Genomic DNA, 16,170 nt, shown 5'->3' with positions numbered 1-16,170 from the left:
GCCCTGGCGCTCCTTAGTGAGCCGTGCTGACGCGACAGAGCGCGCGTGAGCACGGCGACCCCTCCTGCGTGAGGGGCTTTTTTGTGCCCGAGGAGACGCCCGCGGCGCGCCCGGCGCGCCATACGCCCGATGACTTGATCTTGATTGACCCGTGAGGACTCTGACATGAGCGAGCACGCCGAGACCCCGGCCGACATCCCCCCGTACCGCTACACCGCGGCGATGGCCAACGCCGTCGAGGCGCAGTGGCAGGACTACTGGCAGGAGCACGGCACCTTCCATGCGCCCAACCCGGTCGGCCCGCTGGCCGACCCGTCGCACCCGCGCTCGGGCGCGCCGAAGCAGTTCGTGCTGGACATGTTCCCGTACCCGTCCGGCGCCGGCCTGCACGTCGGGCACCCGCTGGGCTTCATCGGCACCGACGTGTTCGCCCGCTTCCAGCGCATGGCGGGCTTCAACGTGCTGCACACGATGGGCTTCGACTCGTTCGGCCTGCCCGCCGAGCAGTACGCGGTGCAGACCGGCACCCACCCGCGGGTCACCACCGAGCGCAACGTCGAGCGCTACCGCGCCCAGCTGCGCATGCTGGGCCTGGGCCACGACGACCGGCGCTCGGTGGCCACCACCGACGTCGAGTTCTACCGCTGGACGCAGTGGATCTTCCTGCAGGTCTTCAACTCCTGGTTCGACGCGGAGCAGGGCAAGGCCCGCCCGATCGCCGAGCTGGTGGAGAAGCTGGCCGCGGAGGACCCCACCTGGGCCGCGAAGAGCGAGACCGAGCGCCGCGCGATCATCAACGAGCACCGCCTGGCGTACGTCTCCGAGGCGCCCGTCAACTGGTGCCCCGGCCTGGGCACGGTGCTGGCCAACGAGGAGGTCACCTCCGACGGGCGCAGCGAGCGCGGCAACTTCCCGGTCTTCAAGCGCAACCTGAAGCAGTGGATGATGCGGATCACCGCGTACGGCGACCGCCTGATCGACGACCTGGACACGCTGGACTGGCCCGAGGCCATCAAGCTGATGCAGAAGAACTGGATCGGCCGCTCCACCGGCGCGCACATCGCGTTCCCCGTCGCCGACCGCGAGGGCGTGGACCCGATCCGGGTCTTCACCACCCGCCCCGACACCGTGTACGGCGCCACCTACATGGTCGTCGCGCCCGAGCACGAGCTGGTCGACGGCATCGTGCCGGCCGCCTGGCCCGAGGGCACCCACGCGGTGTGGACCGGCGGCCACGACACCCCGGCGCAGGCCGTCGCGGCGTACCGCGCCCAGGCGGCGGCGAAGACCGACGTCGAGCGGCAGGCCGACGCCAAGGTCAAGACCGGCGTCTTCACCGGCGCGTACGCGGTCAACCCGGTCAACGGCGCGCGCATCCCCGTGTTCATCGCCGACTACGTGCTGGCCGGCTACGGCACCGGCGCGATCATGGCGGTGCCCGGCCAGGACGAGCGCGACTGGGAGTTCGCCGAGGTCTTCGAGCTGCCCATCATCCGCACCGTGCAGCCGTCGGCGGGCTTCGACGGCAAGGCGTACACCGGCGAGGGCCCGGCGATCAACTCCGGCATGCTGGACGGCCTGGGCATCGCCGAGGCCAAGGAGAAGATCATCGCCTGGCTGGAGGCCGAGGGCCACGGTCAGGGCGCCACCACGTACCGGCTGCGCGACTGGCTGTTCAGCCGCCAGCGCTACTGGGGCGAGCCGTTCCCGATCGTGTACGGCACCGACGGCCAGGCCGTCGCGCTGCCCGAGAGCATGCTGCCGCTGGAGCTGCCCGAGGTCGCCGACTTCTCGCCGAAGACGTTCGACCCCGACGACGCCTCGTCCTCGCCCGAGACGCCGCTGTCGCGGGCCAAGGAGTGGGTCGAGGTCGAGCTGGACCTGGGCGACGGCCCGCAGACCTACATCCGCGAGACCAACACCATGCCGCAGTGGGCCGGCTCCTGCTGGTACCAGCTGCGTTACCTGGACCCGGCCAACGAGCAGGCCTTCGTCGACCCCGCCAACGAGGCGTACTGGGTCGGCCCGCAGGCTCCCGGCGACTCCGGCGGCGTCGACCTGTACGTCGGCGGCGTCGAGCACGCCGTGCTGCACCTGCTGTACGCGCGCTTCTGGCACAAGGTGCTGTTCGACCTGGGCCACGTCAGCAGCTTCGAGCCGTACCACCGCCTGTTCAACCAGGGCTACATCCAGGCCTACGCGTACACCGACGACCGCGGCGCGTACGTCCCGGCCGAGGAGGTCAGCGAAGAGCAGGCCGGCGTCTACACCTGGAACGGCGAGAAGGTCGGCCGCGAGTACGGCAAGATGGGCAAGTCGCTGAAGAACGTCGTCACGCCCGACGAGATGGTCGAGCGGTACGGCGCCGACACCTTCCGCGTCTACGAGATGTCCATGGGCCCGCTGGAGGTGTCCCGCCCCTGGGACACCCGCGCCGTCGTCGGCTCGTACCGCTTCCTGCAGCGGGTCTGGCGCACCATGATCGACGAGGAGACCGGCGCGGTCACCGTCGTCGACACTCCGGCCTCCGACGACCTGCGGCGCCTGCTGCACCGCACCATCGCCGGGGTCCGCGAGGACATGGCCGCGCTGCGCTTCAACACCGCCGTCGCGAAGCTGATCGAGCTGACCAACGCGGTGACCAAGGCCGGCGCGACGCCGCGCGAGATCGCCGAGCCGCTGGTGCTGATGCTGGCGCCGGTCGCCCCGCACATCGCCGAGGAGCTGTGGCGCAGGCTGGGCCACGACGCCTCGCTGACCTTCGCCGACTTCCCCGTCGCCGACCCCGCCCTGCTGACCGCCGATCTGGTCACGTACCCGGTCCAGGTCAACGGCAAGGTGCGGGGCCGGATCGAGGTGGCCGCCGACGCCGCCGAGGACGAGGTCCGCGCCGCCGCCCTGGCCGCGGTCACCGACTCCCTGTCCGGCAAGGACCCCAAGAAGGTCATCGTCATCCCCGGCCGCCTGGTCTCCGTCGTAGCCTGACCCGCTTGAAAGGAAGGGCACCTTCTTATCGCTTTGCGTATAGGAAGGTGCCCTTCTTAACATGCGCGCCCAGCTCTCCCAGCAGGGGCTATTACGATCTAGCGCTCGACTCATTAAACTTCTGGGTGACGATTCTTTAAAGATCGGAGCCTGTGGTGACGCAAGTGCTAGTCGACATCGACCAGGAAGAACTCGCCCAGGCCAAGGACATCCTGGGGACCAGCAAGAACACCGAAGCGGTCCGTCTCGCGATCCGCGAGGTCATCGCCGCGAAGGCCCGGCGCGACGTCATCGAGATGTTCGCCGGTGGAGCCTTCGGCGACCTCGCTGACGACGAGGTACGCGCCGCAGCCTGGTCGTGACGTATCTGATCGACACCAGCGCCCTCCACCGGCTCCGCCATCCCGCGGTGCTGGCGGTGCTGGGTCCGCTGATCGAAGCCGGCCGGGTCGCGATGTGCCCGGTTTCCGAGCTGGAGACGCTCTACTCCGCACGCAACCTCGCCGAGTACGAGGCGGGCGCACAGCGTTTCCGCCTGGCGTTCACCTGGGTCCCGGTGGCAGAACGGGCCTGGGATCGGGCGGCCGAGGTGCAGCACGAACTCGCGCGGCGCGGGCAGCACCGGGCGGCGTCCATCCCCGACCTGCTCCTGGCGGCGACGGCTGAACTGCAGCGGCTCACCGTGCTGCATTACGACCGCGACTTCGACACCATCGCGACGGTCACCGGCCAGCCCACCAAGTGGGTCGTTCCGGCAGGAATCGCCGACTGATCAGGCCGTGGCCGGGCGGGCGGGGGCGGAGCGGGACTGGTGGCGCCAGTGCAGGGCGGCCGCGGCGCTGATCAGGATGCCGGTCGCGGCCGGGATGAAGGTCAGCCAGCTCAGCGAGTGCGGGGCGATCGCCGCCGCCCCGATGGTGGCGTAGCTGAACGAGCTGGGCAGCCCGCCCAGCGCGGTGCCCAGGATGTAGTGGCGGAACCGCACCGTGGAGGTGCCGTACGCGTACCCCACCAGTCCGAACGGCGCGATCGGCTGCAGCCTGACGACGATCACGGCGAGCAGCCCGCGCCGGGTCAGCCAGCGGTCGATCCGGGAGAGGCGATCTCCGGCGTGTGCCGACACGAAGTCGCGCCCTGCCCAGCGTCCCGCCGCGTAGGTGAGCACCGCCGCGATCAGCGCCGCCGCCAGCGACCAGGTCGCCCCGGCCACCGCGCCGAACAGCGCGCCGCAGCCCAGCGAGACGGCGGTACGCGGCACCAGCGCGCACAGCAGCAGGGCCGCGATGCCCACCGCGACCGCCGGGGCGGCCGGGCCGAGCTGGTCGACCCACGCGGGCAGCCGCTCCAGGGGAAGCTGCCACGCGGCGACCGCCGCACCCGCGACGAGCAGCACGAGCGCGACGAGCCGAGGCCAGTGCGTCGCCACGGCGGCCGCCGCCCCGCCGGAGCGCTTCGCGGTCGCGGTGGTGCCGGTCCCCGAGTCCTCGGCCTGCGCGTCGGCGCCGGCCGAGGGATCCAGCCGCGTCACACGAGTCCCACGGCGCCGAGGCGCTCGCTGCGCAGGCGGGTGTGCCAGGTGTCGTCGGCGGCGGCCAGGTTCTCCTCGCCGGTGGCCCAGCGCAGCAGCAGGTCGGCCAGGGCGGGGTTGCGCGACAGCGCGGGGCCGTGCGAGTACGTCCCGATGACGGTGCCCGCCCACACGCCCTCGCCGACACCGTCGTTGCCGATGCCGGCGCGGACCCGGGCCAGCGGCTTGACGCCGGGGCCGAGGTGGGTGCGCCCGCCGTGGTTCTCGAAGCCGGTCAGCATGGGCAGGCCCAGCTCCGGGTCGATGTCGCCGGCCAGCTCGCCGACGGCGCGGGTCTCGCCGCGGTCGGAGTGCAGGTCGACCAGGCCGAGGCCGTCGCACTTGGCGCCCTTGGCGAAGAAGCTGTTGCCGAGCAGCTGGTAGCCGGCGCAGACGGCGAACACGACGGCGCGGCGGTCCACGGCGCGGTGCAGGCCGCGGTCGGCGTTGAGCCGCTGTGCGGCCAGCGCCTGGGGGCCGTCCTCGCCGCCGCCGATGAGGTAGATGTCACCCTCGGGCAGGGCCTGGTCGGAGCGGACCTCGACGGTCTCCACCGGGATGCCGCGCGCCTTGGCGCGGTGCGCCAGGATCAGCATGTTGCCGCGGTCGCCGTACGTGGACAGCAGGTCCGGGTAGACCCAGACGATCTGGAGTGCGCTAGACAACTCGATCCAACTCCGCTCGGATGTCCTGGAACGCGGTGTAGTTCGCGATCACTTCCAGCCGGCCCGGCGGCACCGCCGCGACCGCCTCCTCGAATGTCTTCACGTGGGTGAAGGGCACGTCGTTGACCTGGAGCCGGACGGCGAGGTCGAAGGCCCGGTCGCCGGTGATGAGCACCTGGCGGCCGCGCAGCGGGGCGAAGTCGACGTCGAACAGCCAGCTGGTGTCGAAGCCGTCGGGGTCTCGCGCGTTGATCGACAGCAGCGTGGGCTGCTGCTCGGCCATGTCGAACGCCTCCAGCCAGCTGGCCGGGTTCTTGGCCAGCAGCAGGCGGATGTTGCGCCCGTCGCGGTCGACCTGGGCGTAGCGGCCGGCGACGCTGGCCACCTCGCCGAGCTTGGGCGCGGCGTCGGCGGGGGAGACCCCGAAGTGGTGGGCCACGGCCAGCGCGGTCGCCGCGTTGCCGACGTTGACCTTGCCGGGGAGCTGGAGCTTGACCTCGTGGCGGATGCCGTCGGGGTCGACCACGGCGTTCTCGTCGACGGTCCACTGCGGCGCGGGCCGGGTCAGGTCGCCGTTGGCGCAGCGCCAGGCGTCCTCGTCCGCCTCGTCGCGCTCGATGTGCGCGCCGCAGGCGGGGCAGACGTGGGCGTCCTCGCGCCAGCGCTGGCCGGCCGAGAACCAGGTGACGCCGCCGGTGCCCGCGGCTGCGGCGTGCGCGGCGGCCGCGTACACCACCATCGGGTCGTCGGCGTTGGCGACGACGTGCACGTCCGGGTGGGCGGCGAGGGCGTCGCGCCACAGCTGCGCCATCATCGCCACCTCCTTGGCCCGGTCGAGCTGGTCGCGGGACAGGTTGAGCAGCGCCACCACCAGCGGATGGGTCGCCTTGAGCACCTGCGCGAGGTAGTGCTCGTCGACCTCCAGCACGGCGTACGGCGTCGCGCCGGCGCGGGCCAGCGCGGAGGTGTGCCCGGTGGGCATGTTCGCGCCGAACGAGTTGGTGGCGACGTCGCCGAGCACGCCGACCGCCGCTGCCGTGAACCGGGTGGTGGTGGTCTTGCCGTTGGTGCCGGAGACCAGCGCTATGCGGCGGCCCTCCGCCAGGTGGGCGAGCAGGTCCGGGTCGATCATCATGCCGATCTTCCCGCCGATGACCGAACCGTCGCCCCGGCCGGTCGCGCGCGACAACGCCGCGGCGGTCCGTGAGACCGACGCCGCCAGTGAGGCGCGCAGCGGCAGCTTCTTCTCCGTCACGCCGGAGAGGCTACCTGACTCCGGCCGGGCGCCCGGCTTGTGGCGTGAACCACTGGCGCACTCCGTGTTATCCCTGCGTATTGCGCGAATCGGGCCTGAAGGGGTAAAACCATCTGGCGGCCTTGCATCGGCTTGGCAGCATGCCGGTGGTACGCACACCGGTGACCCCGGAAGGAAATGCTGTGCTCGAACTCCCTGAGCGGCGGCCCGCCCGGTTGCTCCTGGGCCTGGGCGCGGGTATCGCCGCGATCAGCCTGCTCGGCGCCCCCGCCGCCAAACCCGCTCCCAGCTCGGACAAGACCTCGGCCAGCGCCGCCGCCGGCAGCGAAGGCCCGTCCCGCCGCGACCAGCGCCGCCCGTCAGGCGACGACTCCACCACCGACGACATCGCCGAGATCCCTGCCGCCACGACGGACGAGGACGACACCGACACCGACACCGCCACGGAAGACTGACCGCGACTCCGGCCCGCAGCATCGCGGGCGGCACGCCGTGGCGTACCGCGTCATGATCGCTGTTTCGTGTCCAAACCTGCGCTCTGACCGCACATCTGGACACGAAACCGCGATCATCGATAAAGCGCACTCGCGGGTGTCAATAGGTAGGAAACTGAAAGACAGCTGACAGGCACCCTCTGTCACCGCATTTACCACCTCCGGGTGATTGTGTGGCGACGGAGGGTGCCTTTTGCTGCGCCGGAATCGGGTGTCAAAAAGATGACCTTGGTAACGCGGCGCGCCGCCCTCCACTCGTCGTTTACGGCCATGAGCTGCGCCTATGTGGAGCGCAACCGCACCCGGAAGGCTGAATCCGCATTGACCGTGGAGGGAAGTGGAGTAAAGTGGGGCGCAATGGCGGGCCTGGGGGTCCGCCGGCCCCGGGGGCTACGGTCGTCGGCTCGTCCGCGAAGCGAGCAGACGCCCGTGTCGGTGTTGGAGGGGGTGGGGGCCGATGTTTCTGGGCACCCATACTCCGAAGCTCGACGACAAGGGCCGGCTGATCCTGCCCGCTCGGTTCCGGGACGAGCTGGCAGGAGGTGTCGTGATCACCAAAGGGCAGGAGCGCTGCCTCTACGTCTTTCCGACGCCGGAGTTCCAGCGCATCGCGGGCCAGCTGGCCGAGGCGCCGATGACGCACAAGGCCGCCCGTGCCTACAGCCGGGTGTTCTTCGCCAGTGCCCACGACGAGATCCCTGACAAGCAGGGCCGGGTCACCATCCCCGGCCACCTGCGGGAGTACGCGGGACTCGAGCGGGATCTCGTGGTCATCGGAGCCAGCACCCGGGTCGAGGTCTGGGACAAGACGGCCTGGGACACCTACCTCGAGGCGAACGAGGACGAGTTCGCCGACATCGAGGAGGGGGTGCTGCCCGGCGGTCTGTGAGGACGGGGGTCCGGCACGCGCGCGAACGGCACGCCGGGCTCGGAAGTCGTACCGCGAGATCTCCACCCGCTCCGGCACCTGGCGTCACTTCCCCGACGCCAGGCGCATCGCTCTCACCCTCGGCCGCGACGAGGGCGGGAACGGGGAAGCGGTTGGGGATCTGGCGGTACGACGAGGCACAGCGAAACACAGGGGGGTCGAGATGGTGGAGCCGCGCGGCAAGCACGTGCCGGTTCTGCTCGATCGATGCCTGGAGTTGCTGGCCCCCGCCCTGGACCGGCCCGGCCACCCGCCGACCGGCCGCACGGTGTACGTCGACGGCACGCTCGGGCTCGGCGGTCACGCCGAAGCCGTGCTGACGGCGCACCCGGAGACGATCCTGGTGGGTCTGGACCGCGACACCGAGGCGCTGGCGCACTCCGGCCGGCGGCTGGAGCGGTTCGGCGACCGGGTGCACCTGGTGCACGCGGTCTACGACGAGCTGCCGCAGGTGCTGCCGAAGCTGGGCATCGAGAAGGTGGACGGGATCCTGTTCGATCTCGGCGTCTCCTCGCTGCAGCTGGACGAGGCGGACCGCGGGTTCGCCTACGCCCAGGACGCCCCGCTCGACATGCGCATGGACCAGACCTCGGGCACCACGGCCCAGGACATCGTCAACGGTTACTCCGCCCAGGAGCTGTCCCGCGTGCTGCGGGTCTACGGGGAGGAGCGGTTCGCGTCCAGGATCGCGGCGGCGATCGTGCGCGAGCGTGCCAAGGCGCCCATCACGTCGTCGGCGCTGCTGGCCGAGCTGGTGCGGGACTCGATCCCGGCGCCCGCCCGGCGGACCGGGGGACATCCGGCCAAAAGGACGTTTCAGGCACTGCGTATCGAGGTAAACGGTGAACTGTCCACGTGGGAACGTGCGCTGCCGGCCGCGATCGACGTGCTGACGCCCGGCGGGCGGGTGGTGGTGCTGTCGTACCACTCCCTCGAGGACAAGATCACCAAGCAGGCCTTCGCGGCCCGCGCCCGCAGCACCGGACCGGTGGACCTGCCGGTCGAGCTGCCGGGCACCGGGCCGACTCTGCGGCTGCTCACTCGGGGTGGGGCAGAGCTTCCGTCAGAGGAGGAGGTCGCCCGCAACCCGCGGGCGGCGTCGGTGCGGCTGCGGGCCGCACAGCTGATCGAACAGAAACAGGGTCCCTGACCGGGGGACCGCCGAAGCTGCGAGCAAAGGGGGTAGGGATGAACGTGACACCGCTGCGGGCATCGCGCCGCAGCACTACGCCGTCGCAGGAGGCGTCGCGACCGGGGGGTCGGGCCGTGACGCAGCAGGCGACGGTGGGCAGTGAGAGCCGTTCGGGCCGCTACCGGACGGTGGGCAGTGCCGCGCTCGCGGTGCAGCCGGAGGCCGCGACGCCGCAGGAGGCGCGGCGTCCCCGGCTGCGGCTGGCGCCGCCGATGCCGGTGGCGGCGCCGCGAACGCCGTTCGTGCTGCTCATCGTGCTGGTCGTGGTGGCCGGCGTGCTCGGCATCCTGGTGCTCAACACCAAGATCGCCGAGGGCGGTATGCAGCTGACCGAGATGAAGAAGCAGCAGCAGCAGCTCGACCTGCGCGAGCAGCAGATCAGCCAGGAGATCGCGCAGGCGGAGTCGCCGGGTCACCTGGATGCGGCCGCCAAGCGGCTCGGCCTGGTGCCGGCGGGTGCGCCCGCCTTCATCCGGCTGCCCGACGGCAAGATCATCGGGGTGCCGCAGCCGGCCACCGGCAAGCCGAGCATCACCAGCCAGTGAGCAGTGGGCTCCGGCACGGTCCTCGCGAGGGACCGCGCCGGAGCCCGTTCGCATGAAAAGCGGACACGGCGGGCCGCGGCGTCGGCGCGCCGGGCCGGCCGGACCAAGGGGAGACCATGGCGCGACGCGACACTGACGAGCCGGCCGAGCGGCGGGGGCGCCGCAGCGGCATCGGTGACGCGCGCGCCTTCACGCCGCGGGGCCGGACCACGCGTGACGGGTTGCCGGCCGAGCACGACGGCCGCTCGCGCGGCCGGACCGCCCCGGACGAGGCGCCGGACCCGCAGGCCGAGGCGGAGCTGCAGCGGCGCCGGGCGGAGCTGCGCATGGTGCGCGGCGGCCGGGCCGAGGAGGGCCGTCCGCCGCAGCGCCTGGGCCGGGTGACGGGCGCGCCACGGCAGCGGCCGCGCCGCGACGAGGACGACTACGAGGAGGACTTCGCGCCGGAGCCGCCACGGCGTCGCGCCGGGGCGGGCGCCGCGGGCCGCGGGCGTCCCGGGGTGGGCCGACCGGCTTTCGGCGAGCGTACGCGGACAGCCGCGCGTGACCCGCGCCGCGGCGACCGGCTGCCGCCCGGCCGGGGCCGGCTGGACCAGCGCCGCGGGCGCCCCAGCGCGCCCCCGCCGGAGCCGCCGAAGATGGGCGAGCCGCGCCGCCGCCTGCGCCTGGCCACCGCCCTGTCGCTGATCCTGTTCGCGGTGATCGGGATCCGGCTGGTGCAGTTCCAGCTGACCGACGCGCCCGCGTTCGCCGCGGCGGGGCTCAAGGAGCGCCTCGACGAGGTGGGCCTGCCCGCGCCGCGCGGCGCGATCTACGACCGCGACGGCGCCGTGCTGGTCAAGAGCGTGGAGGCGCGCTTCGTCGGGGTGGATCCGGAGCTGGTCACCGACGTCCGGGGCACCGCCGTGGCGCTGGCCCCGCTGCTGGGCAAGGCGCCCTCGGAGCTGGAGCCGCTGCTGCAGAAGGGCCGGCAGGAGGTCAGCGGCGCGAAGATCCGCTTCCGCTGGCTGCTGCGCGGCCTCGACGTGCAGACCGCGAACACCGTCCGGGCACTGAAGCTGGACGGCATCATCGTCGACCGCGACGAGCGTCGCGACCTGCCCGGCCAGGATCTAGCCGCCAACCTGATCGGCTTCACCGGCACCGACATGAACGGCCTGACCGGCATCGAGGCCCGCTTCGACGACGTGCTGCGCGGCCGCAACGGCGAGCTGGTGTACGAGACCGGCAACGGCCAGCTGGCCAAGCCGATCCCGGGCGGCTACCGCAAGGAGACGCCGGCCCAGCCGGGCAGCTCGCTGATGCTCACCATCGACTGGGACGTGCAGTACCAGACGCAGAAGATCCTGTTCGAGAACATGCAGAAGGTGAAGGCGATCTGGGGCGCGGCGGTGGTGCTGGACGCCCGCACCGGCGAGCTGATCGCCCAGGCCAGCTACCCGACGTTCAACGCGGCCGACCCGTTCGACGCCAAGCCGGAGCAGCTGGCCGACAACGCCAGCTCGATGGTGGTCGACCCGGGCTCGGTGCACAAGGCGATCGTGCTGTCGGCGGCGCTGGAGGAGGGCGTCGTCGAGCCGGATTCCACGGTCAAGGTCGGCCCGAGCATCAAGAAGGGCACGCAGACCTACTGGGACAGCCACCAGCTGCCCGAGGGCACGAAGATCACGCTGCCGGGCCTGATGGCGTTCTCCTCGAACGTGGCCACCATCAAGATCGCCGACAAGCTGGGCGCGGCGAAGCTGTACGAGTACCAGAAGCTGTTCGGCCTCGGCCAGCCCACCGGCATCGGGGTGCCCGGCGAGTCGGCCGGCATGCTCCAGGCGCCGGAGGACTGGAGCGGCACGTCGTACGGCTCCATCCCGATCGGCCACGAGATGGCGGTGACCCCGCTGCAGATGGCCGCGGCGTACGCGGCGATCGCCAACGACGGGGTGTGGGTGCAGCCGCACCTGATCCGGAAGACGATCGCGCCGGACGGCAAGGTCACCGAGCCCGCCCCGCCGAAGTCGCACCGCGTCATCAGCCCGGAGAACGCGGCCGCGCTGCGCGAGATCATGGAGGCGGTCACCAGCGCCGACCAGGCCACCGGCCACAGCGCGGCGCTGCCCGGCTACCGCATCGCGGGCAAGACCGGTACCGGCTCCCAGGTGGTCGACGGCAAGTACGTCAAGGGCGAGGTCGGCTCGTTCATCGGCATGGCCCCGGCGGAGGACCCGCGCTACGTCATCGCGGTCTTCGTCAAGACGCCGGGCGTCGGCGCGGGCGGCAGGGTGGCGGGCCCGGCGTTCCGCGACACGATGGCGTTCACGCTGCGGCACTTCAAGGTGCTGCCGAGCACCGTCAAGTCGCCCGAGTTCGTGACGCATTACTGATCAATGTCGTTAGAAGTCAGACACAGCGGGCACAGGTGTGCGGCACGTCATGGCCCAGCGGGTAAGGTCTAGCGCCGTGCCCGGGAATCACAGCTCCACCTCCGCGCCGCTGCGGCCCGCCCGCGTGACGCCGGTCGACCTCGCCACGCTCGCCGCCCTCGTGGGGGCCCAGGCGCCGGCCGGGACCACGGTCACCGGGGTGACGCACGCCGGAGACCAGGCGCGGCCCGGCGACCTGTACGCGGCCCTGCCGGGCGCCCGCCGCCACGGCGCCGAGTTCACCGCCCAGGCGCTGGCGGGCGGCGCGGTCGCCGTGCTCACCGACGCGGCCGGAGCGGCCCACCCGGGCGTCGCGCCCGCGCGGGAGGCCGGGGTGCCGGTCCTCGTCGTCGCGGACGCCAGGGAGGCGCTGGGGCCGGTCGCCGACGCGGTCTACGGCTCGCCCACGTCCGGGATGACCGTGATCGGGCTGACCGGCACCGCCGGCAAGACCTCCACGGCGTACCTGGTCGAGTCGGGCCTGCGCGCCGCGGGTCACGTCACCGGGCTCATCGGCACGGTGGAGACGCGGCTGGGCGACCTCGTCGTGAACAGCGTGCGCACCACCCCCGAGGCGACCGACCTGCACGCGATGCTCGCGCTGGCCCGCGAGCGGGGCGTCACCGCGGTGGTGATGGAGGTGTCCAGCCACGCGCTGGTCATGGGCCGGGTCGGCGGGGTGCGCTTCGCGGTCGGCGGCTGGACCAACTTCGGCTCCGACCACCTGGACTTCCACACCGACTCCGACGACTACTTCCAGGCCAAGGCGCGGCTGTTCGACGGCCGCTGCGCGGTGGAGGTGCTCAACCTCGACGACCCGGCGCTCAAGCCGCTGCTGCGCCCGGCCACGGTGACCTACTCGGCCGCGGGCGACCCGTCCGCCACCTGGCATGCCGAGGGCGTCGCCGAGGAGGACTTCGGGCAGCGCTTCACCGCCGTCGGCCCGGTGGGCCGGGTCGCCGCGGGCGTGCGCCTGCCCGGCCTGCACAACGTCGCCAACGCGCTGCTGGCCCTGGCCTGCCTGACCGCGGTCGGGGTGGACGCGGCCGTGGCCGCCGCGGGCGTCGCGGCCTGCCCGGGGGTGCCCGGCCGCCTGGAGCGGGTGCCCGCGCCCGGCCCGGTGATCGGCGTCGTCGACTACGCGCACAAGGTCGGCGCGATCGAGGCGGCGCTGCTCGCGCTGCGGCAGCTGGCCGACGCGCGCGGCGGGCAGCTGATCGCCCTGCTCGGCGCGGGCGGCGACCGCGACACCGGCAAGCGCCCGCACATGGGCGCGGCCGGTGCGCACGGCGCCGACCTGCTCATCGTCACCGACGACAACCCGCGCACCGAGGACCCGGCGCTGGTCCGGCAGGGGGTGCTCGCGGGCACGGCCGGCGCCCCCGCCGAGGTGGTCGAGATCGCGGGCCGCCGGGCCGCCATCGCCGAGGCCGTCGCGCGGGCCGCCGCGGGCGACGTGATCGCGCTGCTCGGCAAGGGCCACGAGACCGGCCAGGAGATCCAGGGCCAGATCCACCCCTTCGACGACCGGATCGAGCTGGCCGCCGCGCTGACCGCGCGATTCGGCGGCGTACCGCAGGAGGAGGTCCGATGATCCCGCTGACCCTGGCCGAGATCGCTGAGGCGGTCGCGGGTGAGCTGCACGGGGCCGACCCGCAGGCGCGGGTGACCGGCACCGTCGAGTTCGACTCGCGCAAGGTGGGCCCGGGCGGGCTGTTCGTCGCCTTCGCGGGGGAGAAGGCCGACGGGCACGACTTCGCGCCCGCCGCGCTGGCCGCCGGTGCGGCCGCGGTGCTCGGCACCCGCCCGCTTCTCGGCGTGCCCGTCATCGTGGTGGCCGACCCGCTGGCCGCGATGGCCCGGTTGGCCCGTGCCGTGCTGGACCGGCTCGACGTCACCGTCGTCGGGATCACCGGCTCGTCCGGTAAGACCACCACCAAGGACCTGATCGGGCAGCTGCTGGGCGGGCTCGGCCCGACCGTGGCCCCGCCGGGGACCTTCAACAACGAGCTGGGCCTGCCGTACACGGTGCTGCAGGCCGACGCGGACACCCGCTTCCTGGTGCTGGAGATGGGCGCCCGCGGCATCGGCCACATCAAGGACCTGTGCGAGATCGCCCCGCCGTCGGTCGGCGTGGTGGTCAACGTGGGCGTGGCGCACATCGGCGAGTTCGGCTCGGTCGAGGGCATCGCCACGGCCAAGTCGGAGCTGGTGCAGGCGCTGCCCGCGGACGGGCTGGCGGTGCTCAACGCCGACGACCCCCGGGTCGCGGCGATGGCGGCGGTCACCCCCGCCCCGGTGGTGCTGGCGGGCCAGGCCGAGGGCGCGGACCTGCGGGCCGTGGACGTGGTGCTGGACGAGCGCGGGCGTCCCGCGTACACCCTGGTGGGTGATGGCGAGTCCGCGCGGGTGGAGCTGGGGCTGACCGGCGCCCACCAGGTCGGCAACACGCTGCTGGCGGCGGCCGTGGCACAGCGCTGCGGCATGGCGTGGTCCGAACTGCCCGGGGCGCTGGCCCGGTTGCGCGCGCTCTCGACCCGAAGGATGGATGTTTTCGACCGTGCCGATGGTGTCACGGTCATCGACGACTCGTACAACGCGAATCCGGCCTCGACGGCGGCGGCGCTGCGGGCGCTGCACACCCTCGGCGGTGGTGACGGCCCGGCGGGCCGGCGCACCGTGGCGGTGCTCGGCTACCACGCCGAGCTGGGGGCCGCGGAGCACGACGGCCATGCCGAGGTGGGAGCGCTGGCCGCTACGCTCGGCGTCGGCCTGCTGATCGTGGTGGGCGAGTCGGCCGCGCCGATCCTCGACGGCGCGGCCTCGGTGCGGCATTGGGAAGGTGAGTCGGTGCTGGTCAGCGATCAGGCCGCGGCGATCGGCGTGCTGCGGGAGCGGCTGCGGGCCGCGGACGTCGTGCTGGTTAAGGGTTCGCGTTACCGAACCTGGGATGTGGTGGACGCACTGCGCGAGACGCGCGCCGACCTCGGCGCGAGCAATGGAGACGGCCACCGATGAGATCCATCATCGTCGCGATCCTGGTGGCGTTCGCGATATCCCTCTTCGGCACCCCCATTGCCATCAAGGCCTTCACCCGGCTCAAGGCGGGTCAGCCGATCCGCACCGACGGCCCGCAGGCCCACCTGAGCAAGAAGGGCACGCCCACGATGGGCGGTGTCGTGTTCATCATCGGCACCGTCATCGCGTACGTGGTCGCCCACCTCAGCCTCACCACCCTCCCGGAGAAGCAGATCGCGCAGGTCACCCCGACCATCACCGCGCTTGTGCTGCTCGGCCTGATGGTCTTCTCCGGCGCGGTCGGCTTCATCGACGACTTCCTGAAGGTGCGCCGGCGCAACAGCGGCGGCCTCAACAAGCGCGGCAAGCTGCTGGGGCAGCTGCTGGTCGGCGCGGTGTTCGGCATCATCGCGCTGAGCGAGCCGAGCACGCAGAACTACACCGTCGGCTCGACCAAGATCTCGTTCATCCGGGACATCGACTGGATGGACGTCGGCAAGGTCGGCGCGGTCATCCTGTTCGTGGTGGTCGTGCTCGGCGCCACCAACGGCGTCAACCTCACCGACGGCCTGGACGGCCTGGCCACCGGCACCTCGGTGATGGTGCTGGGCGCGTACAGCTTCATCGCGGCCTGGCAGTACCAGCACTGGTGCGCCGACACCGACGGCTACGCGAAGAACGCGGCCAACTACTGCTACACGGTGCGCGACCCGCTGGAGATCGCGATGATCGCCGCCGCGGCGGCCGGCGCGCTCGTCGGCTTCCTGTGGTGGAACACCTCGCCCGCGCGGATCTTCATGGGCGACACCGGCTCGATGGCGCTGGGCGGTCTCATCGCCGGCCTGGCCATGTCCACCCGGACGCTGGTCCTGCTGCTGATCATCGGCGGCCTGTTCGTGATCATCACGATGTCCGTGGTGATCCAGGTGATCTCCTTCCGGACCACCGGGAAACGTGTCTTCCGCATGTCGCCGCTACAACATCATTTCGAGTTGGCAGGCTGGAGCGAGGTCAACATCGTCGTCCGCTTCTGGATCATCGGAGGCATCGGGGTGGCGATCGGCCTGGGCATCTTCTACAGCGACTTCCTGCGCGTGATGGGGTGAC

At 72.1% G+C, this 16,170-nt stretch carries 14 protein-coding genes; 11 read left to right on the top strand and 3 right to left on the bottom strand.

The window, feature by feature from the left end:
- The first annotated feature begins 165 nt into the window (after positions 1–165).
- From leuS to CS0771_RS36590, 3 genes are all read left to right on the top strand, one after another.
- Positions 166–2,985, top strand: coding sequence for a leucine--tRNA ligase (gene leuS / locus CS0771_RS36600; RefSeq protein ID WP_212845226.1), 2,820 nt, complete (start codon positions 166–168; stop codon positions 2,983–2,985).
- A 155-nt stretch (positions 2,986–3,140) separates the two neighbouring features.
- The gene (locus CS0771_RS36595) at positions 3,141–3,347 is read left to right on the top strand and encodes a hypothetical protein (RefSeq protein ID WP_212845225.1); all 207 of its coding nucleotides are present in this window, start codon (positions 3,141–3,143) and stop codon (positions 3,345–3,347) included.
- Positions 3,344–3,757 carry a PIN domain nuclease gene (locus tag CS0771_RS36590; RefSeq protein ID WP_244871246.1) on the top strand — a complete coding sequence of 138 codons (414 nt, stop codon included), beginning with the start codon at positions 3,344–3,346 and terminating at the stop codon, positions 3,755–3,757. Before CS0771_RS36595 ends, CS0771_RS36590 begins: the two co-directional genes overlap by 4 nt.
- Here the strand turns inward: CS0771_RS36590 and CS0771_RS36585 are convergent, their stop codons facing one another.
- From CS0771_RS36585 to CS0771_RS36575, 3 genes are read right to left on the bottom strand one after another with little or no spacing between them, the layout of a single operon-like run.
- Positions 3,758–4,513 carry a TVP38/TMEM64 family protein gene (locus CS0771_RS36585; RefSeq protein ID WP_244871245.1) on the bottom strand — a complete coding sequence of 252 codons (756 nt, stop codon included), beginning with the start codon at positions 4,511–4,513 and terminating at the stop codon, positions 3,758–3,760.
- On the bottom strand, positions 4,510–5,217 hold the full coding sequence (locus CS0771_RS36580) for a type 1 glutamine amidotransferase (protein WP_371821535.1): 708 nt from the start codon (positions 5,215–5,217) through the stop codon (positions 4,510–4,512). The genes CS0771_RS36585 and CS0771_RS36580 overlap by 4 nt, the downstream gene beginning before the upstream one ends.
- Positions 5,210–6,457, bottom strand: coding sequence for a MurT ligase domain-containing protein (locus CS0771_RS36575; protein ID WP_212846255.1), 1,248 nt, complete (start codon positions 6,455–6,457; stop codon positions 5,210–5,212). Before CS0771_RS36575 ends, CS0771_RS36580 begins: the two co-directional genes overlap by 8 nt.
- A 197-nt stretch (positions 6,458–6,654) precedes the next feature.
- Here CS0771_RS36575 and CS0771_RS36570 point away from each other — a divergent pair, with 197 nt between their 5' ends.
- The 8 genes from CS0771_RS36570 to mraY all read left to right on the top strand — a co-directional run bounded on the left by CS0771_RS36570 (position 6,655) and on the right by mraY (position 16,169).
- Positions 6,655–6,927, top strand: coding sequence for a hypothetical protein (locus tag CS0771_RS36570; RefSeq protein WP_212845224.1), 273 nt, complete (start codon positions 6,655–6,657; stop codon positions 6,925–6,927).
- 496 nt (positions 6,928–7,423) lie between these two features.
- Positions 7,424–7,855 carry a division/cell wall cluster transcriptional repressor MraZ gene (gene mraZ / locus CS0771_RS36565; RefSeq protein ID WP_203740985.1) on the top strand — a complete coding sequence of 144 codons (432 nt, stop codon included), beginning with the start codon at positions 7,424–7,426 and terminating at the stop codon, positions 7,853–7,855.
- Between the two features lie 202 nt (positions 7,856–8,057).
- On the top strand, positions 8,058–9,044 hold the full coding sequence (gene rsmH / locus CS0771_RS36560; RefSeq protein ID WP_212845223.1) for a 16S rRNA (cytosine(1402)-N(4))-methyltransferase RsmH: 987 nt from the start codon (positions 8,058–8,060) through the stop codon (positions 9,042–9,044).
- Positions 9,045–9,082: 38 nt separating this feature from the next.
- A complete protein-coding gene (locus CS0771_RS36555) occupies positions 9,083–9,631 on the top strand; it encodes a hypothetical protein (RefSeq protein ID WP_212845222.1) in 549 nt (182 codons plus the stop codon).
- 116 nt (positions 9,632–9,747) lie between these two features.
- On the top strand, positions 9,748–12,006 hold the full coding sequence (locus CS0771_RS36550; RefSeq protein ID WP_244871243.1) for a penicillin-binding protein 2: 2,259 nt from the start codon (positions 9,748–9,750) through the stop codon (positions 12,004–12,006).
- A 37-nt stretch (positions 12,007–12,043) separates the two neighbouring features.
- Positions 12,044–13,639, top strand: a complete 1,596-nt coding sequence (locus tag CS0771_RS36545) for a UDP-N-acetylmuramoyl-L-alanyl-D-glutamate--2,6-diaminopimelate ligase (RefSeq protein WP_371821534.1) — start codon at positions 12,044–12,046, stop codon at positions 13,637–13,639.
- The gene (murF, locus tag CS0771_RS36540) at positions 13,636–15,063 is read left to right on the top strand and encodes a UDP-N-acetylmuramoyl-tripeptide--D-alanyl-D-alanine ligase (protein WP_212845220.1); all 1,428 of its coding nucleotides are present in this window, start codon (positions 13,636–13,638) and stop codon (positions 15,061–15,063) included. Before CS0771_RS36545 ends, murF begins: the two co-directional genes overlap by 4 nt.
- Positions 15,060–16,169 (top strand): phospho-N-acetylmuramoyl-pentapeptide-transferase, encoded by a 1,110-nt coding sequence (mraY, locus tag CS0771_RS36535; RefSeq protein WP_212845219.1) that lies wholly within the window; start codon positions 15,060–15,062, stop codon positions 16,167–16,169. Before murF ends, mraY begins: the two co-directional genes overlap by 4 nt.
- Position 16,170: the final 1 nt, after the last annotated feature.

The sequence above is a fragment of the Catellatospora sp. IY07-71 genome (assembly GCF_018326265.1).
Classification (GTDB): domain Bacteria; phylum Actinomycetota; class Actinomycetes; order Mycobacteriales; family Micromonosporaceae; genus Catellatospora.
The sequence above is the reverse complement of the archived record's forward strand: the minus strand, read 5'-3'. Positions and strand labels throughout refer to the sequence as shown.